The organism is Amycolatopsis speibonae, from assembly GCF_042647925.1.
GTDB lineage: Bacteria > Actinomycetota > Actinomycetes > Mycobacteriales > Pseudonocardiaceae > Amycolatopsis > Amycolatopsis speibonae.
In genome coordinates, this window is sequence record NZ_JBHRWK010000022.1 from 50833 (window position 1) to 70488 (window position 19656).

The following is a 19656-nucleotide window of genomic DNA, read 5'->3' on the forward strand; positions in this document are numbered from 1 at the left end:
CCGTACGACATGTTCCTCGGCGCGGTAGCCGCACCTTCCCCAGAAGCTTTCGCTGTGTTGCGGGAGCTAGGTCGTCGTCGGTGGCCCTCGCGTTACATTCCGTGCCTCGATGGCGGTGTCGAAGGTGATCGTCACGACCTTCGGCTCGAGATCGCCACGCGGGCAAAGCCGGGATGTCAGGATACGAACCGTGACTCCGACCTACGTTTTCGTCCACGGCTCCAACAGCAACTCGTTCACCTGGAACCCGCTGCAACGCGAACTCGCCCTGCTCGGCCACCGCACGCTGGCCGTCGACCTTCCCGGACACGGTTTCGAAGCCGGTTTCCACGCGGCCTACCAGGCGCCGCAGGACCTGGAAACGCTGGCCACGGCTCCGTCGAACCAGGCCGGTGTCACCTCCGCCGAGGTCGTCGGGCGAGTGGTGGACGTCGTGCGCGAGGTCGCCGGGCACGGGCCGGTCATCCTGGTCGGGCACAGCCGCGGCGGGGTCACGCTCACGGGGGTCGGCAACGCCGTCCCGGAACTCATCGACCGGATCGTCTACATCTCCGCGTGGTGTTGTGTCGACGCGACAGTGGGCGAGTACATGCAGGGACCCGAGAACGCGAGCAGTGCGCTCAACGACGTCGGCGGGGTCGTCGTCGCGAACCCCGCCGAACTCGGCGCGCTCCGGATGAACTGGCGCACGGCCGATCCCACGCTGCTGGCCGCGTTGAAGACCGCGATGCTCGAGGACGGCACCGAGCAGGAGTTCTTCGCCTACCTCAACACCCTCGAGCCGGACGAGACCCTCGACGTGGGCACCGAACGCGCCGACGCCGCCACCTGGGGCCGGATCCCGCGCACCTACATCAGGCTCACCGGAGACCGGTCGATCCCGCTCGCGCTGCAGGACCGTTTCATCAAGGAGGCGGACGCGCTCACCCCGGACAACCCGACCGACGTGCGTTCGCTCGAGAGCAGCCATGTCCGGTTCCTCATGCATCCGCGGGAGGCGGCGGCCATCCTCGCCGGGCTCGCGTAGGCCCCGGGTACTGTTCCGCCGGGGGGAGGAGGAGACCCGGGAGATGACGGACGGACAGTTCACCAAGGGGCACCTGATCACGTTGCTGATCAGTTCCGCGATCGGAGTGGGATTCGGTGCCGGGTGGTGGTTCTTCGGCGCCTCCTCCGTCTCCGGCGGATCGACGCCGCTGGTCGTCGTGGGTGTCGCCGCGGTGCTGGGGCTGGTGGGCTGGCTCGTGCTGACAGCCCGTCGGGGTGCCGGGCTGCCCGCGGGTGGCGGCCGGGAGGAAAGCCCGTTCGGCAAGCAGTACGGGATCGCCGTGCTGCTCATGGTGGTGGGGATCTTCGCCGGAGCGCGAGTGCTCTCGGCGGTCTTCGAACTCCCCGAAGCCGTGCCCGCGTGGGTGCTCTTCGTGGTCGGCCTGCACTTCCTGCCGTTCGCGAAATTGTTCGGCTCACGGCGTTTTCTGGTGCTGAGCGCCTTGCTGTGCGTCGTCGCCGTGCTCGCCGCCGTCCTCGCGATCGCGGGCTGGACGGCGGCCTGGCAGCTCGTACCGGGCTTCGGCGGCGCCGTGGTGCTCTGGGCGACCGTCGCCGCCGGGTTGCTCGGAACGGACCGTCAGGGCGCGACAAGCCCCGCTTCGTAGGCGAAGATCGTCAGCTGGACCCGGTTGGTCGCGTCGAGTTTCGCGAAGATCCGGGTGATGTGGGTCTTCACCGTCGCCTCGCTCAGGTGCAGTTGCGCGCCGATCCCGGCGTTGGTCCCGCCCTGCGCGACAGCGGTGACGATCTCTCGTTCCCGTTCGGTCAATGTGCTCAGCCCGGCTCGTGCTCGATGACGGCGAGGGCTCACCCTGGCGGCGACGAAGTGCCCGATGAGTTTCCGCGTCGTCCGCGGCGACAGCATCGCTTCACCCGCCGCGACCACGCGCACCGCGTCGATGATCTCCTGCGGCGAGCCCTCTTTCAGCAGGAACCCGCTCGCGCCCGCGCCGAGCGCGTCGAAGACGTACTCGTCGAGGTCGTAGGTGGTCAGCACGAGGACCTTCGGCGGGTTGGGCAGCGCGGTGACGGCGGCGGTCGCGGCGAGGCCGTTCATCCGCCGCATCCTGATGTCCATCAGCACCACGTCGGGCGCGTGCATGGTCACCTTCGGCACGGCCTCGTCCCCGTCACCCGCTTCCGCGACGACCTCGATGTCGTCCGTGCTGGACAGGATCATCGACAAGCCGGTTCGCACGAGGGGGTCGTCATCGACGAGCAGCACTCGCAGTGGGCGCTGGTTCACCCGGACAGGTTAGTGGTGTCCCCACGGTAGCCAAGCCCGGACGGCGAATGTGCGCTCCTCGGTGGGGCCGGCGCTGACGTTCCCGCCGATCAGCGTGACGCGTTCGCCGATCCCGGTCAGCCCGGTGCCCGCTCCCGACGGCTTCCCTGCGGCGGCGGTCGAGGACAGCGGATTGACGACTTCGACGGTCAGGCCGTTCCCCGGCCCGCCACGAACCGAAACCTCGGCGGCCGCGCCCGGCGCGTGTTTGAGGATGTTGGTCATCGACTCCTGGACGATCCGGTACGCGGTCGTGCCGAGCAGCGCCGGCGCGCCGCCCGCGTCGTCGAGCAGGATCGTCACGTTGACCCCCAGCCCGGCGCGGCGGGCGTTGGCGACCAGTTCGGGGATGTCCGCCAGCGTCGGCTGTGGTGGTTCGGGATGGGGCCCGCCCTCGCCGCTTTCGCCGAAACCCTGGCCGTCGCGAAGGACCCCGATGACCTGCCTCAGATCTTCGAGCGACTGGCGTGCGGTGGTGCGGACGGTCTTCGCCGCTTCGGTAGTCGCGGGTCCCTTGCTGACCTCAAGCGCGCCGGCTTGCAGGGACAGCAGGGAAAGCCGGTGCCCCAGGACGTCGTGCATCTCGCGCGCGATCCGGGTGCGTTCCGCGCGACGGGTCATTTCGGCGCGGAGCTCCTCTTCCTTGGCCTCACGGATCGCGAGCGTGTCCTGCATCCCGCGGACGACCCCGACGGTGAGCGGCACGGCCGTCATGACGACGGCGACCGTCAGCGTCCCCATCACCTGCACGGCGGAGAACTGCTTGCCGACGATCTGTCCCGCGACGGTCACCTCGGGATGGCGGTTGGCGTCGCCGAACAACGCCCACGCCGTGGCCAGGTAGACCAGTACGGAACCGATCCACATGAGACGGTCGCGGCGGTGCGCGGCCAAAGCGGCGAGGGCGACCAGCGCGGCCAGCGCGTCGGACCGGAAACAAAGCGGCGGCACCAGGGCGATGCCGAGGACGAGTTCCGGCCATTTGTGCCGCCAGCAGAGCATGACAGCCGCCGCGATCCCGGTGAAGAACCCGAGCGTGGACCACCACGTCGGGTCGAACGATTTCGTCGCCGGGAGATAACCCTGGGCGCTGAAGACGAAAATGCTGCTGATCACGCACGCCGCGACCGCCACCACGGTGAGCACCACACCGAGCACACGCCTTGCCATGCGCTGAGCGTACGCAAGCGGGCCAGGCCGCCCGCATCAGCGGAACCGATCCTTCCCGGCGCGCGGATTACGACTTTCGTCGTAACGGGTTCACGCGCCGAGGACGACGCGGCCGCCCCGTGATCGCTGGTTGTATGCCGCCTCGTTCATCCCGTTGAAAGGAAAACCCCGTGACCCAGCAAACCCCCTACACGCCGGCCCCGCAAGCCCCTGGCGGCCCGATGCCACCCCGCAACGGCATCGGCGTCACGGGCTTCGTCCTCGGCCTGGTGGGGCTGGTCTTCTCCCCGATCCCGTTCGTCGGCGTCATCGCCTGGCCGCTGGTGATCCTCGGCTTGATCTTCTCGATCATCGGGCTGATCCGCGTCAAGAACGGAAAGGCCTCCAACAAGGGGCTCTCCATCACCGGAATCGCGTTGTCGGCACTCGGGCTCGTGGTCTGTGTGGTGTGGATCTTCGTGTTCAACGCGGCCGTCGACGACATCAACAACGAGCTCAACCGCACCGCGAAGGTGTCTTACGAGATCACCGGCGACGCGACCAACGTCGAAGTCGTCTACGGCGAAGTGCTCAACCCGCTCACCGAAACGGTTCCGGCACTGCCATGGAACAAGGAAGTCGAGAACAAGGGCGTCTACAAGGGCGGGACGCTCACGGTCACGACGGGCGAGACCGGCGGCTCGGTCAGCTGCAAGATCACCGTCGACGGCGCGGTGGTTTCGACCAAGACCGCTTCCGGCGAATTCGCGACGGCCGCCTGCACCGGAGTGTGACGGCCGGACGGTGAAAGGCCTCCTTCTCCATTCTCGGGGTGGCGAGGAGGCCTTCGCGGTTCGGGCATGATGCGGTCATGACCGAGCCCGTCCATCCGTTCGCCCCGCCCGCCCACGAACGCCATCGGCGCCGCCGTCGGACTGGGCAGGCTGTCCGCTCCCGACATGGGCCGCTTCTACGCCGAGGAGCTGATCGAGGGCAAGCGGTTCGCCAACGCACTGTCGGAACCGAGCGGCGGCAACATGTTCCTGATGCCGCAGCAGATCGCCGAGCCCGTCGACGGCGGATACCGGCTCACCGGCGCCCACCTTCTTCGGCGTGGCGCCGGACGACACGATGACCTTCGTGCCCATCTGGGACACGATGGGACTGCGCGCCAGCCGCAGCCAGCTCGTCTCCTTCGAAGGGACCGTCCTGCGGGAGGACCGCCGGTGCCCGCCCTCGACCGAGCGGCGCCCGAACCACATCGGGGCCGGCCTCGCCTTCTTGTCCTTGGGCATCGCCGACGCGGCGGAAGACGCGCTGATCTCGCACTCCCGAAGCCGCGTCATCCCGGCGACAGGGCAACCGCTCGCCGAAATGCAATGGCTGCAGTTCGAAGCCGCGGATGTCCACACCCGGCTCGAAGCGGCGCGCATGTACTCCCGGCACATGGCGTGGCCGGCGGATCGGAATTCGCCGGAGTTCCTGCCCGCGACCATGACGGCGAAGGTGCTCGCGAACGACATCGCCCGCGACGTCGCCCAGCTCGCGTTGAAGGCGGGCGGCGGCTCGGGTTTCCTGCGCACTTCGCCGATCCAACGGCTGTTCCGGGACGCGCAGGCGGGCGGGTTGATGGCCTATTCGGCCGAAGTCTGCAAGGACCGGATCGGGAAGACGGTGCTCCTTCCGCAGGACTGACCTCGGATGCCCGGCCGGGTGACGTCACGCCCGGCCGGTCCCGCCGAAGCGGGTCAGCAGCAGCCGGTACCGCAGCAGTCGCAGTCGCACCAGTCGTCGTTCCGCATGGTCATCCACCTCCTTCCGCAGGTTCGCGGTCAGGCGGGCGCCAGGCCCCGGGAAGGGGGTCGGCGCATTTCTCGCCGGACATCCCGGACAGCAGGGAAGTGAGTTCGGCGCGCAGCTCGCCGAGCCGCGTCATCTCCGCCTCGATCTCGGCGAGATGGCGTTCCAGCATGGTTTCGGCGGGCTCGCACGGGCACACCCCGGTGTCACGCACGCTCAGCAGATCACCGATTTCCGTCAAGGTCAGCCCGAGTCGTTGGGTGCCGCGGATGAACCGCAGCCGGTCCAGGACGGCCTCGTCGTAGCGCCGGTGTGCCCCGGTCGTCCGCGCCGGGACGGGCAGGAGGCCGATGCGCTCGTAATAGCGCACGGTGTCCGGCCGCACGCCGGGTCGGGAGGTCACCTGGGACATGGTCAGCGCTGTCGGCGCCTTCATCGCTTCGGTTCCCATGGACCGAGGGTAGAACTTGGACCCGGCTCCAGAATCAAGCCCGAATTCGACGGGGCTCGCGAGGAGAAGACGACGGCGCGGCGTGTCCGCATCATTCGAAAGGGTGGAAACGGCGAGAGGACGGCACGGTGACTGACTTCCGGTACGTGATCAGGGACCTCACCACGGAGGGTGAACAGGTCGACGCCCTGGTGTCCGAGCTGGACGACGCGGGATGGGATCTGCCCACGCCCGCGGCCGGCTGGTCGGTCAGGCACCAGATCGCTCATCTTTCCTTCATCTTCAAGATCGCCGGGTTGTCCGCGGCCGAACCGGGGAAGTTCGCCGAACTCGCGAAGACTTCGATGGCGCGTGGCTTCGACGCCGCCGTCAACGCGGCCCTCGACGACTACCTCGGGGACCCCAACGAGGTCCTGCTGAGCCGATGGCGCGCCGAACGCGACGCCGGCATCAAGGCGCTCGCGGCGGTCCCGGCGGATCAGGTCGTGCCGTGGCTGGTCAACCCGCTGCCGCCGGCGATCCTCGCCTGCGCCGGGATGATGGAGCTGTTCGCGCACGGGCAGGATGTCGCGGACGCGCTGGGGGTACGGCCGGAGCGGACAGACCGGCTCGCGTACCTCGTCGGCTTCGCCGTCCGGGTGCGGGACTTCGGCTATGAGGCACGTGGCCTGACCCCGCCGGAGCAGGAGTTCCGCTTCGAGATCACCTCGCCGTCCGGGCAGCTGTGGACGTTCGGGCCCGAGGACTCGCGGCAGCGGATCACCGGGAGCGCGGAGGACTTCTGCCTCCTGGTCACGCGGCGCCGTCACCGCGACGATCTCGACGTCCGTGCCGAAGGCGCGCTTGCGGATCACTGGCTGGACATCGCGCAGGCGTATCGCGGCCCCGCGGGCGAGGGTCGCGCGCCGGGACAGTTCGACCGCTGAGCATCGCGCCGCTTCCGCGATGATTACGGCATCCTGGAAGTCGCGATCAACTCCACTCGGTGCGATCGTCGATGGCACACGGGGTCTAGGAGGCGATCGTGGCACGGGTGTGGTTGATCAGGCACGGCGAGAGCGAGAGCAACGCGGGCCTTCCCGGTGGCGAGCCGGGGGCTTCGGCGCTGACCGAACTCGGCAGACGGCAAGCCCTCGAAATCGCCGAATCGCTGGCCGGGCCTCGGTTGATCGTGACGTCGCCGTTCTTGCGGGCGCGACAGACCGCCGGGCCGACGATCGAACGGTTCCCCGGCGCGGAGTGTGAGGAGTGGCCTGTCCAGGAGTTCACCTTTCTCGGCGAACTCCATGGACAGGTCACCACCACCGCCACCCGTAAGCCGTATACGGAGGCCTACTGGGAGCGGGCCGATCCGCACCACGCGGTGAACGGCGCGGAATCCTTCGCCGCGCTCTTCACCCGGACCCAGGAATTCCTGGCGCGGTTGGGAGGACGGGAACCCGGGCCGATCGCCGTCTTCACGCACGGGCTCTTCATCCGCGCGGTCATGTGGTCGCTGCTGACCGGGATCACCACCCCGGACAGCGAGGCGATGCGAGGATTCCGGACGTTCGCCGACACCTACCTCGTGCCGAACGGCGACATCACCGAACTGCGGTATACGCCCGGGAAGCGGATCCCGCGGGTGGTGGTCCCGCTCGCTTCCCGGTTCGCCGACCGTTAGGGCTTCAGCAGCAACTGGAGCTCGTTCACCCCGGTCATGTGCGGGCTGGGGATGAACGACGGCGGAACGGCCGGATCGGTGCGCAGATCCGGGAACCGGTCCAGCAGGATGTTGAGCGCCGTCTTGCCTTCCAGCCTGGCGAGCGGGGCGCCGATGCAGAAATGGATCCCGCGGCCGAAGGCCAGATGCGGGTTGTGCGCCCTCGACGGGTCGAAGATGCCCGGATCCGTGAACGTGCGCGGATCCCGGTTCGCCGCCGCGACCCAGGTGAAGAGCATGCTGTCCGCCGGGATCGTCCGTCCGCCCAGCTCGACCTCGGTCGTCGTGGCGCGGGCGACGAGTGCGAACGGGCTGAGGAAACGCAGTGATTCCTCGATGGCGGAAGGCAGCAGCGAACGGTCTTCGCGGACGCGCCGGTACTCGTCCGGATGGGAATCCAGGCACAGCACCGTGTTCCCGAGCAGCATCGTGGTGGTGATGTGCCCCGCGAGCAGCAGCACGTTCGCGAAGTTGACGACTTCGTTCTGCGTGAGTTTCACGCCGTCGACCTCGGCCTCGACGAGTTTGGTCAGCAGGTCCTCGCGGGGGTTCTTCCGTCGGTCATCGACGTGTTCGCCCAGATAGTTGACGAGGTTCGTCACCTGTTCGCGCGTTTCCTCAGCGGCTTTCCTGTCCGCCTCGGTCTGTTCGATGAGCGACCGCTTCTGGCTGTTCCGCAGCAACGTGTCGACCCATTCCTTGAACAGGTCGCGATCGCTCGCCGGGATGCCGAGCAGTTCCGCGATGACGATCACCGGTAGCGGGTAGGCCAGGTGGGTGACCAGCTCCATCGAGTCCGCGCCGTCGACGGCGTCGAGGAGTTCGTTCGTCAGCGCGGCGATCCGCGGTTCGAGGTCCGCGACGACCTTCGGGGTGAAGGCGTGGCTGACCAGTGTGCGCAGCTTCTTGTGGTCCGGCGGATCCATCTGGAGCAGGTTGCCCTCGGTGAACTGGTCCTTCTCCGGCGACATCTCTTTGGGGATCAGGCGGGCGGTGTCGGAGGAGAACACCTTGGGATCACTCAGGGTCTTCAGTGACTCGGCGTGGCCGTAGACGTTCCACGCGCCCGTCTCGGCTTCGAAACCGACCGGTTCGGCCGGGAATTCACCTCGAAGCCAGAACTGGTCTTTGTGCACGCCCCAGTTTTCGGCGATCGTGGTCATGGCTTGCCCCCTTCTTCTCGTGGTGGAGGAGCTCGGATCAGGCAGGCTCCTCGGTACCGTCCTTTCGGTAGATCCAGGCGTCGTAGGACGAGATCAGATCCTGGAACGCTTGGATCACTTCGGCCGCGGTGGCGGCCAGATTCGCCGTGGACGGTGGTTCCGGCGGCTCGAACGCCGTCCGGATGATGTGCGCGAGAGCGTCGGCCTTCTCTTCGGCGGAGAGGCCGGTGCCGTCGAGGGTGAAGTTGTCCACCAGGTAGGACCCCAGCGCCGAGGCGCGCAGGGAAAAGAGCAGGTTCGGGATGTCGTCACGCAGCAGGCCCCGGTCGGTCATCGTCTTCAGATACCGATCGGCGACGACGGCGTCCTGATCCTGCAAGGGATGTTTCTTCAACCGGCCCAGCAGTTCGGTGTCGCCGGTGATGAGTGCGCCGAGCAACGGGCTTCGCTGGGTGAACAGGAACGCGGCCCGCTGGAACCGATGCGGGAGCACCTCCGCCGGATCCGTGTCCAGCAGATCGAGAAGATTCTCCGCGGCCCGGAGGGATTCACGCAGGAGCAACGCGTGGAAGAGGTTTTCCTTGGTAGGCCAGTGCAGGTAGATCGTGCCCTTCCCGATGCCAGCCTGGCTCGCGATGTCCTCGATGGTGACCTTGCGATAGCCCAGCCGCAAAAGCAGGACGCCGGCCGCGTCGAGGATGCGATCGGCGCGGCCGGCGGTGCGGTCCGGACGTTCTGCCACGTGCACTCCCAGTCTCTGACTTCGTGACCAGATTTGCTTATCTGGTCATCCGGTCAGTTCGACGGTAGCGCCGGGTGGACGGGTCCGGCAAGGAAATCGACGAGTTCTTAACGCAGACGGTGGGAGAGCAAGAATTTCCAGATGACCGGCGTCGCGTTGATGACGGTCGGGGTGGTGGAGTCGTTGTTCGGTGCCGTGCTCGGCCAGACGTGCCCGGCGCCTTCGACCCGGTAGTGCTGGAGCGAGCAACCGAGCCAGCGCTGGACGGTGACATCGGTCTTCGATGAGTACTGGATCGGGCGTGAGAAGCAGCCGTTCCGGTCCGCCCAGGCGGCGAGCCAGTCCGGCAGCGTCGGCAGGCCCTTCGCGGGATTCCCGGTGTAGGGGATCGTCGTGTCGGCCGTTCCGTGGAAGTCGAGAATCGGAGCGGGCCGCGACGGGTGGCACTCGCCGCCTTGTGGGTAGAACGCACCGGCGACCGGGGCGAACGCCGCGATCCGGCCCGGCATCCGGCAGGCGAGGACGCCGACGAACCCGCCGCCGTTCGACTTGCCCGTCGCGTAGATCCGGCGGGAGTCGACGCACAGTTCCCGCTGGAGTGTGTTCAGCAGGTCGCTGGTGAAGAGCACGTCGTCGGCGGCCGCCGAATACGGCGCGCCGGTCCAGGCCGATTCGCCGTCTGTGCCCACAAGTCCCTGCGGGTAGACGGAAATCGCGTCATACGCGGAAAAGCCGGACAGCTCCTCCTGGTACTTCGACGTCCGTTTGTGACCGTGGAACGACAACACCACCGGGTACTGCCGCGATGGCCGGTATCGCGCGGGAACATGCACCGTGTACTCGCGGACCAGGCCGCCGGACGTCAAAGTCCGCAGTGTCGTCGTCCCGACGGGAACCGGGGACGGACGATGACAGCCGGTGGTCGGCACCGGACGATCGACCGGCGACGGCGCGGCCGACGCCATCGGTACGGCGAGCAGACTCAATCCGGCAGCGGCGGCAGTCGCCAGCGCGAGACGGCGCAGGTGCTTCGTGGGACCAGGCACGCGATCCTCCTTGATCGGGCGGCGGGGCGGTGATCAGGGTCACCCTCGGCACGAGCCTGGTCAGCATTGTGTTCATTGAGTTTTCGGACCGCTTTTCCTGTCACCCCACCGGGCGACGCCGCCTGGCCGTCTCACCTGGCCACCTCGCCTGGCCGCCTCGCCAGGCCCGAGGCTGGTCAGCCGCAGGCTTGTTTCGCCGTGAGCACCCGAGTCAGGGCCTCGTCGACCCGGGCGGCGGGAAGAGCGCCGGACGCAAGCGCTTGCTCCAGTGTGGTCAGCACCGTGCCGACGTTGCCACCGGAGGACCACAACGCCTGATCCGCCCCCGCCTGCAAGGCCTTGAGCACCGCCGTCGGCAGCGGATACTGCGACGTGATCGCCTTCATCGCCCCGAGATCGTCCGTGATCACCGGGCCGTCGAACGCGTAGTCCTTCCGCAGCAGCCGGTACGCCGGCGCGGACAGGGTCGACGGTGTGCCGCCGGTCAGATCGGGCACGTCCAGATGCCCGACCATGACGCCGACCTCGCCGTACTCGCCGATGTCGCGGTACGGCACCAGGTCGACCTTCCGCAGTGAGGCCAGCGGCGGCGTCCGCACCAGTCCCTTGTGGGAGTCCCCGCTGGCGTGCCCGTGCCCGGGGAAGTGCTTCAGCACCGGCTGCACCCCGGCGTCCCGCAAGCCCTGCGCGAACGCCAGGACATACTTGCGCGCGACTTCCGGGTCGGCGCCGAACGACCGGTCGCCGACGATGTCGCGGTCCGGCTGGTCGGTGATGTCGGCGTCGGGCGCGTAGTCGACGGTGACGCCGCGGGCCCGCATTTGCCTGCCTCGTTCGGTAGCCTTCGTCCGCACCTGCGCCGGTGTCATGGTCGCGGCCATCTTCCGGGCGCTGGGCATGTTCCCGTCGAGGGCGTCGATCCGCTGGACGCGGCCGCCTTCCTCGTCGATCGCCACCGACACCGGGACCTTCGCGGCCCGCTGCACCTCGTCCAGCGCGCGGTTCTGTAGCAGGGCCGTTTCGTTGCCGCCGAGGAAGATGCCGCCGACCTGCTGATCGCGGACCAGCTTCACCGCCGCTTGCGGGTCACCGGCGTTCACGCCGACCACCATCAGCTGGGCCAGCCGCTGCCGGGGGCTCATCCCGGCGATGGCGGCCTCGCAGCCCGGACCAGGCGCCTGCTCGACCCTCGGTGACGGCGAGGAAGCGGGCGGACTGGAGCTGGATGGGCTCGAAGCGGTGCTGCTCTGTGGCGGGGGTGTGGTCCCGGCGGGCTGCGCCGATCCGGCCTGTTCAGTCGTCGTGCCGCACTGCACGCTGGTGAGCAGAACGGTGACCGTTCCCAGGATGACGGTCAACCATCGCTTCGTCGTCTTCGGTCGCCCGGAGTTCATCGGCTCGTTTCGTTCGTCGTCCATGCCGACATCGACGGTAACCCCAGTTGCCCTTCAGTACGCGATCGCGTGCCCTTTTGCGCGTGCTGGCACTGGTCGGGCTTCGGCCTCGCCTCCTTCCTCGAATCGTGTTCTGGCTGGTGGGAGCTTGACAAGCCGATCCGATGCGAACTACATTACCATATGGTTATGGAACCGCAAGGTTATCCACCGTCGCGGCAAGCGCCGACGGAGCCGGACGTGAGAACTCGAACTCGTGAGAACTGAAAGGCGGGCGACCGTGGCACAGGATCTGCTCGATGTCACCTTCGCGGCACTCGCCGATCCCACCCGCCGCGCGATCCTCGCGCGGCTCGCACACGGCGAGGCCACTGTGACGGAGCTGGCCGAGCCGTTCGCGATGAGTCAGCCCGCCATCTCCAAGCATCTGAAAGTGCTGGAGAGGGCAGGGCTGGTGGCGAGGGGGCGTGACGCCCAGCGCCGCCCCTGCCGGCTCGTGGCCGAGCCGCTGAAGAACGCGAACGAATGGCTGGGCGGATACCGCCGCCACTGGGACGAGGCCTTCTCTCAGCTGGACCTCGTCCTCGAAGGTGAGTTGCAACACCCGGAGCGCCGGGACGAGACCGATCGACCACTCGCATGAGCGGAAAGGAGTAGCACGATGGGACGCACTCTCAGGGTGACGAAATCCGGCGATCTCGAGATCGTCATGACAAGGTCCTTCGACGCGCCGAGGACGCTGGTGTTCGACGCCTGGACCAAACCGGAGCTGGTACGCCGCTGGTTCGGCCCGCACGGCTGCGAAGTCGTCGAATGCGAGATCGACCTGAGGGTCGGCGGCAGATGGCGCTACCGGCTGCGCTACGACGGCGGGATGGAGATGCTGCTGCAGGGTGTCTACCAAGAGGTCAATCGTCCGGAAAGGCTCGTTTCCCTCGAGACGAACGAGGATTGCGAGGCTTCGGAAGGCCAAGCTCTGGCGACTCTGACGTTGGTCGAACACGGTGGGGTCACCACCCTGACGCAAGTGCAGCGGTACGGCTCGAAGCGGATCCGGGACGCGATGCTCGAGTCCGGGATGGAGCGAGGGGTCGGTGAGGGCTTCGACAAGTTGGCCGAGATCGTGGCCGTTCCGGCAGGGGCGTGAACACGATGAACGCCATCACGGATCGGTATCGCGTCCGGGCGGATGCCTTCGAGAGCAAGGTCGCCGCCGTCGAAGCCGGACGGTGGGAGAGCAGGTCCCCGTGCGAAGAGTGGACCGCCAGGGATGTCGTCGGGCACATCGTCGACATGCATGGCGCCATGCTGCGCCCCGTCGGACGTGATCTCGGGCCGGCGCCTTCGCTCAGGGAAGATCCGCTCGGCGCCTTCCGGGCGGCTCGGTCCGCTGTCGAAGCCGTCCTCGCCGATCCGGCCCTCGCGACCGCGGAGCACGAGACGCCGGCGGGGAAGATGACCGCCGAACAGCACATCGATCAGGTCGTCAGTGCCGACATGGTGGTCCACGGCTGGGATCTGGCCCGGGCCACCGGTCAGGACGACACGATCGACCCGGAGGAGGTGTCCCGGATGTGGCCGGGAGCGCAGGCCATCCCCGAACAGATGAGGATCCCCGGTGCCTTCGGGCCCGGCATCGTCGTCTTCGGCCCTGAAGTGAAGGTGCCCGAGGACGCGCCCTTGCAGGACAGGTTGCTCGGGCTGCTGGGCCGAGACCCGAACGCCTGATCCGGGTCAGACGTGAATCCCCCGGTGCCGCCGGGCGGGCCGGGGAAGGTATCGGTACCTCGGCGGTATCGGTCCCCTTGGCCGCGGCCAGGACACGCTCCAGAACCGACAGAGAGGTGGTGAGCAAAGAGATCTGGTTCTGGATCCGAGTCTTGGCGATCTCCAGTTCACCGGTCATCCCCGGTGAAGGCACCAAGTGCGTGTCGTCTCTGGAAACACAGGGAAGGAGTTGCGCGATCTTGCCGCTGCACAACCCGGCCGAATAGAAGAGCTGGATCTGCAGAACCCGGGCGACGTCGTCTTCGGTGAAGGTCCGATAGCCATTGCCGCGCCGATCGGGCCGAAGCAGGCCTTCTGTTTCGTAGTAGCGCAACGAACGGACGCTCACCCCGGTTCGCTCCGCCAGTTCGCCGATCCGTATGAGTCCACAGTAGCCGCGGAAACCGAGGTTGACCGTGACGCCGATGTCAGGGTTTAGCTTCGCGTTCATGAGGTTGCTCGAAGCATTCCGCGGCACCGCGATCCAGTTGCCGAATCGCATCGCGATGGCCCCGATGACCCGAGGGCGGGCCGATGACAAGACGGGCGTGCCACATCCGCGGACGGCCGAGTACTACGCGCAACGCGCGAGCGCGGGTTTGATCGCGAGCGAAGGCGTCTGGGTCAACCAGACCGGTAAGAGTGGCCCGGGTATCCCGGGACTGGTGACAGAGCGGCAGGCCGAGGCCTGGCGTGAGGTGACTGAGGCTGTGCATGAGAAGGGCGGTCGCATCTTCGTGCAGTTGTGGTACGCGGGCGGGTCAGCCATCCCGGCGTGACGGGCCGGACGCCGTCGGCGGTCCGGCAGACCGGGCGGATCTTCTCTGCCGAGGGCTGGACGGACACGGTCGAGCCCCGCGCACTTGGCGAGGAAGAGATCGGCGAGGTCGTCCAGGACTTCGCCATGGCGGCACGCCGGGCTGTCGACGCAGGGTTCGACGGCGTGGAACTCCACGGTGCCAACGGGTACCTCATTCAGGAGTTCCCCGCCCGCAGCGCCAACCGCAGGGAGGATCGGTACGGCGGTTCCGTCGCCGCCCGGCTCGCCTTCCCGCTCGAGGTGGTGGCGGCCGTGGCCGAACAGGTCGGCGCGGCCAGGGTCGCTCTGCGGATTTCGCCGGGCAACCCGGAGAACGACATCGTGGAAGAGGATGGGAAGGAGGTGTACTCACGACTGCTCGCGGAACTCCGCCGGTACGAGCTCGCATACCTGCACGTCATCGACACTCCCGACGCCGAGGTGCTGTCCCATCTGCGGCCGCTGTGGCCGGGCACGCTCGTCGCGAACCTGCGTTCCGAGGAGCCGACCTCCCGGGACCAGGGTGAGTCCTTGATCGAATCCGGGCTGGCCGACGTGGTCGCCTTCGGCAGGCTGTTCATCTCGAACCCGGACTTGCCCGCCCGATTCGCGCTCCACGCCCCGCTCGCCCAGGCGGATCGCGACGTCTACTACAGCGCTCGGCTCGACGGCTTCACCGATTTCCCGGCGTTCGATCCGGACTCGGCGAAGTTCGCCTGTTCGGCGAGCAGCTGATCTTCGCCGTCCGCTCTAAAGTGCGGGGATGGTCAAGACGGCAGTGGAAATCGCGGCGGCTGTGCGCGCCAAGGAACTCGACCCGGTCGAGGTGACGCGTGAGGCGTTGGACCGGATCGCGGCGGCGGACGGGGTGGTCGGCGCGTTCCGCCGGGTCCGGGTCGAAGAGGCGCTCGCTGAGGCCGCCGCCGTAGCCGAACGCGCGGACCTGGCCGATCTGCCGTTGGCCGGCGTGCCGGTCGCGGTCAAGGACGTCGCGCCGGTCGAGGGTGAGTACGCCTCGTGGGGGTCTCGCGCGGGTTCGTCAGCGGTGTCCACAGAGGACGGTGAGATAGCTCGACGGCTGCGCGCGGCCGGGCTGGTGCCCATCGCGCACGGCACCGACGGTTTGGGCTCGATCCGGCTGCCGTCCGCGATGTGCGGGATCGTCGGTCTCAAACCGGGTAAGGGTGTGGTCCGCGTGCCGGGAGAGAACGGCTGGTTCGGCCTGTCCACGCACGGTCCGATGACGACCACCGTGGCCGACGCGGCCGTGCTGATGTCGGTCCTCGCCGAACAACCCGGTCTGGCGGATCTCACCGACCCGAAGCGGTCTCGGATCGCCCTGTCCACTCAGGTCCCGATGACGAGGGCGCCGTTGCCACGCGCGTTCAGCAAGGCTGTCACGCAGGCTGGAGAGCTGTTCCGTGCGGCTGGGCACACCGTCGCGCCCGGAACACCCCGCTACAGCGCCGGCGCGGTCGGTGGCCTTCTCGCGCGCTGGGTCGCGGGTCCGGCCGAACAAGCGGCCGAGTTCGATCTCGCCGCACTTCAGCCCCGCACACGCGCGCACGTCCGGCTCGGGCGTCTGATGGCCAACCGGGTCCGGGAGAGTACCCGGGAGCGGTGGCTGGAGCGTGCCGACGAGTTCTTCGCCGACCACGATGTCCTGGTCACGCCCGTGCTCGCGACTCTCCCGCTCAAGGCTCGCAGGTGGCACGAAAGCCGGTGGATCTCCAACGTGCTGCCGTCGGTGCGGGTGGCGGGTTTCGCGGGCCTGTGGAATCTCGCGGGCTATCCGGCGATGTCGGTGCCGGTCGGCGTGCATCCTTCGGGCATCCCGGCCTGCGTTCAGCTTGTCGCCGCGCCCGGTGGGGAAGCGCTCCTCCTGGGCCTGGCCGCCCAGCTCGAAGCGGCCAATCCCTGGCCCCGCACAACCGCCTCCTGACAGCGCCCAAAAGAGCAAGGGACCTTTGCTGTCGCTCTCCAAAAGAGAGTGACAGCAAAGGTCCCTTGCTACTTCTCGCTGGTCAGGAGCCGGTTTTGGCCGGTGACGGCTTCTGACCGTTCGCCTTGGGGCCGCTCTGGTCGCCCTGGCCGTTCTTCGGCGCAGCGGCGGCAGGCGCCGAAGAAGCGGGCTTGGCGGGAGCGGGTTTGGCCGGGGAGGGAGCAGCGGCCTTGGCCGCGGGCGGCTCGGCGGGCTTGCTCGCGGGCTTCGTCTCCTCCGCCTTGCTGTCGCCGCCGACGAGCTTCGAAGCGTGCGGGATCACTGACTCCTCGGGCAGGGCCGCGAGCATCGCTTCGCTGCCCTTCAGGACCTCGTCGGCCTGCAGCAGGCTCTTGCGGGCCTGCTCGCGGATCTCCGCCAGCCGCTCGACCTTCCGCTGGGCGGCGGTCGTGCGCTGGGCCGCGGTCGTCGTGGCCTCGTCGAGCCGGCGCTTGGCCTCGGTCGTCGCGTCGTCGACGCGGCGTTTGGCTTCCGCGGTGGCTTCCGCGATCCGGCGTTCGGCCTGGTTCTTGCTGGCCGTCTGCTGGTCGGCGATGTGCTTCTCGTGCGAAGCGCGCTGAGCCGAAATCGTCTGATCGAATTCGCGCTCGATCTTCCGGCGCTTCCGCTCGGCCTCGTTGTCCAGCAGTTCCCGGCGCTGGGCGGCCTCGACGGTCAGCCGCTGGACCTCCGCCCGCGTTTCGGCGAGCGCGGATTCGTGCTCGGAGTGCAGTGCGTCCGCCTGCTTGTCCAGCTCGGCGACGAGCCGCGTGTAGCGCTCACGGAGCTTCTTCGAGGCCTCGCTCGAGGACGCCCAATGCTTCTCGGCCGCGACCTCGGCGCGCTTCGTGACCTCCTCCGCCCGCGCTTGCGCGAGCGTGACGGTGCGCTGCATCCGCTCGTCGAGGTCTTCGAGCCGCTCCGGCGGCTTCTTCAGCTCCTCGATCCTGGCGTTCAGCTTCGCTACCTCGTGGCGCACGGTCTCGAGTTCGCGCGTGGCCGACGTCGCCTGCGCGATCGCGGCGTCGCGGTCGGTGATCACGCGATGCAGCTGGGCTTCGAGATGATCCAGATACTGGCGCACTTCGTTCCGGTCGAAGCCATGCCAGGCCTGGGTGTACTCGCGCCGCAGGGGCAACAGGCCATTGTCTCGCTCGGGAACCATGGTCACGACGGTACCTGCGTACCCGGCGTCGTCGTGGCCAGGCTTCGTGATTCACCGACGTGTGTCGGCTCCCAGCTGCGATCCCTCACCTGAACGGCCGCCACCCGTGTGCGCAGGGTCACCAATGGAAGCCGCGGCTGAGCCGGGCGAGGGCCATCGCCGCACGGGACAGATGCTGCTCGCCCTTCCCGATCTTGAGCCCACCGCCGCCACCCGCGGCCGCGGAGTCCGGGAACACCCGGAATCCTTGGTAGGCCACAGCATCCGTGAGACCCGGCGTGAGCGTGTACGCGAGTCCGATCGCCTGTCCGGCAGGCGTGCCAATGTGCTTCGGACGTTCCTTCAGCGCCTTCAGCACCATGTCCGCGGCCTGATCCGGGGATTTCGTCGGGAACGCGTCGTAGATCTTCGTCGGCCGGATCATCGGCGTGCGCACGAGGGGCATGTGGATGGTCGTGAAGGTGATTCCGTCACCGTGGGTTTCGGTCGCGGCGATCCGGGAGAAATAGTCCAAAGCCGCTTTCGACGCCGCGTACGCCGAAAAGCGCGGCGCGATTCCTTGCACGCCGATCGACGAGACGTTGACGATATGCCCGAATTTCCGCTCGGACATATGCGGCAGGACCGCGAGGATCAGCCTCACCGCGCCGAAGTAGTTGATCGCCATCGCGCGTTCGTAGTCGTGGAACCGGTCGTACGACAGTTTGATCGAGCGCCGGATCGAACGGCCCGCGTTGTTCACGAGCATGTCGATCCGGCCGTGCTCGGCGAGCATCGCGTCGACGGCCTTGTGCACCGATTCCTCGTCGGTCAGGTCGGCCGGGTACACCGACGCCGTGCCGCCCGCGGCGATGATTTCATCCCGCACTTCTTCGAGCTCGTGCTGCCGCCGAGCCACGAGCAGCGGCACCCCGCCCGCGGCCGCGACCTTGATCGCGGTCGCCCGGCCGATGCCCGAGGACGCGCCGGTGATGATCACGCGACGGCCGTCCAGTTCGCCGCGCGGGCCGTGCTTGCGGGCGCGGAACGGGTCCAGGTGCTCACGCCAGTAGCGCCACAGGGTGGGCGCGTAGTCCTCGATCCGGGGCGCCTCGACGCCCGAGCCGATGAGGGCCTTGCGCGTCGACGCCGACGAGAACACCGACGGGAACGCCATGGTCTCCAGCAGCACCGGCGGGATGCCGAGCCGCTCCATCACGGCGTCGCGCGCGATCGTGAAGCCGGGGATGTGCTCGCTCAGCTTCACCAGGTTGACGATGCCCTTGGACACGCGTTCGTTGAGCTGAACGGAGATCGTCGGCGCTCCCGCAGCCTTCGCGAAGGCGTTGTAGACCGAGACGACCGGCTGGGGCTCCGGGTTGACCAGGTGGAACGCGCGCCCATCGAGGCCCTTCGTGGTGATCAGGGCGTTCAGTGACTTCGCGACGTAGTCGACCGGGACGACGTTGGTGTCGCCGAGGTCGGGGCCGACGATCGGCACGTCGGGCAGCCCGGCCAGCCGGCTGATCGCGGGGAACAGGTAGTACGGGCCGTCGATCTTGTCCATCTCGCCGGTCTCGGAGTTCCCGACGACGACCGCGGGCCGGTACACCCGCCACGGCACTTCGTGCTGCTCGCGCACGAGACGCTCCGCCTCGAACTTCGTGCGGTGGTACGGCGTGACGAGCCGCTGCCCGACGTCGAACATCTCCTCGGTGAACATGCCCTCGTGGTCACCGGCGACGGCGACGGAGGACACGTGGTGCAGGCAGCCCGCGTTCAGATCGGCGGCGAGCGCGATCACCTGCGCGGTGCCTTCGACGTTGGCCTTGACGCTGGCTTCGTCGTCGGCGGTGAGGTCGTAAAGGGCGGCGAGATGCACGACGTGATCGACACCGCGAAGCTTCTCGCGGTCTTCTTGGCCGACGCCGAGCAGCGGCTCGCCGAGATCACCGGTGACGAGGCTGACGCGTTCCGGATGCGGCCAGCCGTTCACGAGTCTCGTGAGTTTGTCCTGTGAGGACGCACGGACGACGAGCGCGACCTTGTCGACATCGTCCCTGGCGAGCAGCAGCCGGGTGAATTGGCGCCCGATCAGTCCGGTCGCCCCGGTCACCAGAAATGTCGCCATCTGCTTCACCCTTCACCGTGCTCGCCCGCGTCCACCGGCATTCTGCTGCATC

General features: G+C 68.0%; 22 protein-coding genes and 1 pseudogene. 12 read left to right on the plus strand and 11 right to left on the minus strand.

Features of this window, described 5'->3' with window-relative positions:
• Positions 1-190: 190 nt before the first annotated feature.
• On the plus strand, positions 191-1027 hold the full coding sequence (locus ACFOSH_RS16170) for an alpha/beta fold hydrolase (RefSeq protein WP_378239713.1): 837 nt from the start codon (positions 191-193) through the stop codon (positions 1025-1027).
• 43 nt (positions 1028-1070) lie between these two features.
• Positions 1071-1655 carry a DUF7010 family protein gene (locus ACFOSH_RS16175; RefSeq protein WP_378239714.1) on the plus strand — a complete coding sequence of 195 codons (585 nt, stop codon included), beginning with the start codon at positions 1071-1073 and terminating at the stop codon, positions 1653-1655.
• Here the strand turns inward: ACFOSH_RS16175 and ACFOSH_RS16180 are convergent.
• On the minus strand, positions 1628-2275 hold the full coding sequence (locus ACFOSH_RS16180) for a response regulator (protein ID WP_378239964.1): 648 nt from the start codon (positions 2273-2275) through the stop codon (positions 1628-1630). The two genes, ACFOSH_RS16175 and ACFOSH_RS16180, sit on opposite strands and share 28 nt — an antisense overlap.
• Before the next feature lie 30 nt (positions 2276-2305).
• Positions 2306-3505: a sensor histidine kinase gene (locus ACFOSH_RS16185; RefSeq protein ID WP_378239715.1), complete on the minus strand. Its 1200-nt coding sequence runs from the start codon at positions 3503-3505 to the stop codon at positions 2306-2308.
• Between the two features lie 221 nt (positions 3506-3726).
• Here ACFOSH_RS16185 and ACFOSH_RS16190 point away from each other — a divergent pair, with 221 nt between their 5' ends.
• On the plus strand, positions 3727-4278 hold the full coding sequence (locus ACFOSH_RS16190) for a DUF4190 domain-containing protein (RefSeq protein ID WP_378239965.1): 552 nt from the start codon (positions 3727-3729) through the stop codon (positions 4276-4278).
• A gap of 75 nt (positions 4279-4353) precedes the next feature.
• Here the strand turns inward: ACFOSH_RS16190 and ACFOSH_RS16195 are convergent, their stop codons facing one another.
• Positions 4354-4632, minus strand: coding sequence for a hypothetical protein (locus tag ACFOSH_RS16195; RefSeq protein WP_378239716.1), 279 nt, complete (start codon positions 4630-4632; stop codon positions 4354-4356).
• Between ACFOSH_RS16195 and ACFOSH_RS16200 the strand changes: the two genes are divergently transcribed.
• A complete protein-coding gene (locus ACFOSH_RS16200; protein WP_378239717.1) occupies positions 4625-5179 on the plus strand; it encodes an acyl-CoA dehydrogenase family protein in 555 nt (184 codons plus the stop codon). The two genes, ACFOSH_RS16195 and ACFOSH_RS16200, sit on opposite strands and share 8 nt — an antisense overlap.
• A 109-nt stretch (positions 5180-5288) precedes the next feature.
• Here the strand turns inward: ACFOSH_RS16200 and ACFOSH_RS16205 are convergent, their stop codons facing one another.
• Positions 5289-5735, minus strand: coding sequence for a MerR family DNA-binding protein (locus ACFOSH_RS16205; RefSeq protein WP_378239718.1), 447 nt, complete (start codon positions 5733-5735; stop codon positions 5289-5291).
• A gap of 128 nt (positions 5736-5863) precedes the next feature.
• Here ACFOSH_RS16205 and ACFOSH_RS16210 point away from each other — a divergent pair, with 128 nt between their 5' ends.
• Together ACFOSH_RS16210 and ACFOSH_RS16215 are read left to right on the plus strand one after the other, a co-directional pair.
• Positions 5864-6661: a TIGR03084 family metal-binding protein gene (locus ACFOSH_RS16210; RefSeq protein WP_378239719.1), complete on the plus strand. Its 798-nt coding sequence runs from the start codon at positions 5864-5866 to the stop codon at positions 6659-6661.
• 98 nt (positions 6662-6759) lie between these two features.
• Positions 6760-7398, plus strand: coding sequence for a histidine phosphatase family protein (locus ACFOSH_RS16215; RefSeq protein WP_378239721.1), 639 nt, complete (start codon positions 6760-6762; stop codon positions 7396-7398).
• On the opposite strand, the gene ACFOSH_RS16220 is transcribed toward ACFOSH_RS16215, so the two are convergent.
• The 4 genes from ACFOSH_RS16220 to ACFOSH_RS16235 all read right to left on the minus strand — a co-directional run bounded on the left by ACFOSH_RS16220 (position 7395) and on the right by ACFOSH_RS16235 (position 11806).
• Entirely contained in the window at positions 7395-8600 is a 1206-nt protein-coding gene (locus tag ACFOSH_RS16220; RefSeq protein WP_378239722.1) for a cytochrome P450, read from the minus strand. The two genes, ACFOSH_RS16215 and ACFOSH_RS16220, sit on opposite strands and share 4 nt — an antisense overlap.
• Positions 8601-8637: 37 nt before the next feature.
• Positions 8638-9342 carry a TetR/AcrR family transcriptional regulator gene (locus ACFOSH_RS16225; RefSeq protein ID WP_378239724.1) on the minus strand — a complete coding sequence of 235 codons (705 nt, stop codon included), beginning with the start codon at positions 9340-9342 and terminating at the stop codon, positions 8638-8640.
• Between the two features lie 107 nt (positions 9343-9449).
• The gene (locus tag ACFOSH_RS16230) at positions 9450-10388 is read right to left on the minus strand and encodes an alpha/beta hydrolase family esterase (RefSeq protein ID WP_378239725.1); all 939 of its coding nucleotides are present in this window, start codon (positions 10386-10388) and stop codon (positions 9450-9452) included.
• A 176-nt stretch (positions 10389-10564) separates the two neighbouring features.
• Positions 10565-11806: a glycoside hydrolase family 3 N-terminal domain-containing protein gene (locus tag ACFOSH_RS16235; RefSeq protein ID WP_378239726.1), complete on the minus strand. Its 1242-nt coding sequence runs from the start codon at positions 11804-11806 to the stop codon at positions 10565-10567.
• Between the two features lie 256 nt (positions 11807-12062).
• Between ACFOSH_RS16235 and ACFOSH_RS16240 the strand changes: the two genes are divergently transcribed.
• The 3 genes from ACFOSH_RS16240 to ACFOSH_RS16250 are packed head-to-tail and all read left to right on the plus strand — an operon-like array spanning position 12063 to position 13510.
• The gene (locus ACFOSH_RS16240; protein WP_378239727.1) at positions 12063-12425 is read left to right on the plus strand and encodes an ArsR/SmtB family transcription factor; all 363 of its coding nucleotides are present in this window, start codon (positions 12063-12065) and stop codon (positions 12423-12425) included.
• A gap of 18 nt (positions 12426-12443) precedes the next feature.
• Entirely contained in the window at positions 12444-12929 is a 486-nt protein-coding gene (locus ACFOSH_RS16245; RefSeq protein WP_378239728.1) for an SRPBCC family protein, read from the plus strand.
• Positions 12930-12934: 5 nt separating this feature from the next.
• The gene (locus ACFOSH_RS16250) at positions 12935-13510 is read left to right on the plus strand and encodes a TIGR03086 family metal-binding protein (RefSeq protein WP_378239729.1); all 576 of its coding nucleotides are present in this window, start codon (positions 12935-12937) and stop codon (positions 13508-13510) included.
• A gap of 283 nt (positions 13511-13793) precedes the next feature.
• Here the strand turns inward: ACFOSH_RS16250 and ACFOSH_RS16255 are convergent.
• A pseudogene (locus ACFOSH_RS16255) lies at positions 13794-14051 on the minus strand (MerR family DNA-binding transcriptional regulator); the annotation flags it as partial.
• Here ACFOSH_RS16255 and ACFOSH_RS16260 point away from each other — a divergent pair.
• The 3 genes from ACFOSH_RS16260 to ACFOSH_RS16270 are packed head-to-tail and all read left to right on the plus strand — an operon-like array spanning position 13999 to position 16290.
• Positions 13999-14328: an oxidoreductase gene (locus ACFOSH_RS16260; RefSeq protein WP_378239731.1), complete on the plus strand. Its 330-nt coding sequence runs from the start codon at positions 13999-14001 to the stop codon at positions 14326-14328. The pseudogene ACFOSH_RS16255 and the gene ACFOSH_RS16260 overlap by 53 nt on opposite strands.
• Positions 14325-15083 carry an oxidoreductase gene (locus ACFOSH_RS16265; protein ID WP_378239732.1) on the plus strand — a complete coding sequence of 253 codons (759 nt, stop codon included), beginning with the start codon at positions 14325-14327 and terminating at the stop codon, positions 15081-15083. Before ACFOSH_RS16260 ends, ACFOSH_RS16265 begins: the two co-directional genes overlap by 4 nt.
• A 28-nt stretch (positions 15084-15111) precedes the next feature.
• Positions 15112-16290, plus strand: a complete 1179-nt coding sequence (locus ACFOSH_RS16270) for an amidase (protein ID WP_378239734.1) — start codon at positions 15112-15114, stop codon at positions 16288-16290.
• An 82-nt stretch (positions 16291-16372) separates the two neighbouring features.
• Here the strand turns inward: ACFOSH_RS16270 and ACFOSH_RS16275 are convergent, their stop codons facing one another.
• A complete protein-coding gene (locus ACFOSH_RS16275; RefSeq protein ID WP_378239735.1) occupies positions 16373-17494 on the minus strand; it encodes a cell division protein DivIVA in 1122 nt (373 codons plus the stop codon).
• Between the two features lie 118 nt (positions 17495-17612).
• Positions 17613-19604 (minus strand): SDR family oxidoreductase, encoded by a 1992-nt coding sequence (locus tag ACFOSH_RS16280; RefSeq protein WP_378239736.1) that lies wholly within the window; start codon positions 19602-19604, stop codon positions 17613-17615.
• Positions 19605-19656 lie beyond the last annotated feature (52 nt).

Coding starts and splice junctions, on each gene's coding strand:
- ACFOSH_RS16270 (WP_378239734.1), top strand. CDS start 15,112: ATGGTCAAGACGGCAGTGGAAATCGCGGCGGCTGTGCGCGCCAAGGAA.
- ACFOSH_RS16260 (WP_378239731.1), top strand. CDS start 13,999: ATGAGGTTGCTCGAAGCATTCCGCGGCACCGCGATCCAGTTGCCGAAT.
- ACFOSH_RS16275 (WP_378239735.1), bottom strand. CDS start 17,494: ATGGTTCCCGAGCGAGACAATGGCCTGTTGCCCCTGCGGCGCGAGTAC.
- ACFOSH_RS16220 (WP_378239722.1), bottom strand. CDS start 8,600: ATGACCACGATCGCCGAAAACTGGGGCGTGCACAAAGACCAGTTCTGG.
- ACFOSH_RS16235 (WP_378239726.1), bottom strand. CDS start 11,806: ATGGACGACGAACGAAACGAGCCGATGAACTCCGGGCGACCGAAGACG.
- ACFOSH_RS16280 (WP_378239736.1), bottom strand. CDS start 19,604: ATGGCGACATTTCTGGTGACCGGGGCGACCGGACTGATCGGGCGCCAA.
- ACFOSH_RS16190 (WP_378239965.1), top strand. CDS start 3,727: ATGCCACCCCGCAACGGCATCGGCGTCACGGGCTTCGTCCTCGGCCTG.
- ACFOSH_RS16185 (WP_378239715.1), bottom strand. CDS start 3,505: ATGGCAAGGCGTGTGCTCGGTGTGGTGCTCACCGTGGTGGCGGTCGCG.
- ACFOSH_RS16195 (WP_378239716.1), bottom strand. CDS start 4,632: ATGGGCACGAAGGTCATCGTGTCGTCCGGCGCCACGCCGAAGAAGGTG.
- ACFOSH_RS16205 (WP_378239718.1), bottom strand. CDS start 5,735: ATGGGAACCGAAGCGATGAAGGCGCCGACAGCGCTGACCATGTCCCAG.
- ACFOSH_RS16250 (WP_378239729.1), top strand. CDS start 12,935: ATGAACGCCATCACGGATCGGTATCGCGTCCGGGCGGATGCCTTCGAG.
- ACFOSH_RS16175 (WP_378239714.1), top strand. CDS start 1,071: ATGACGGACGGACAGTTCACCAAGGGGCACCTGATCACGTTGCTGATC.
- ACFOSH_RS16245 (WP_378239728.1), top strand. CDS start 12,444: ATGGGACGCACTCTCAGGGTGACGAAATCCGGCGATCTCGAGATCGTC.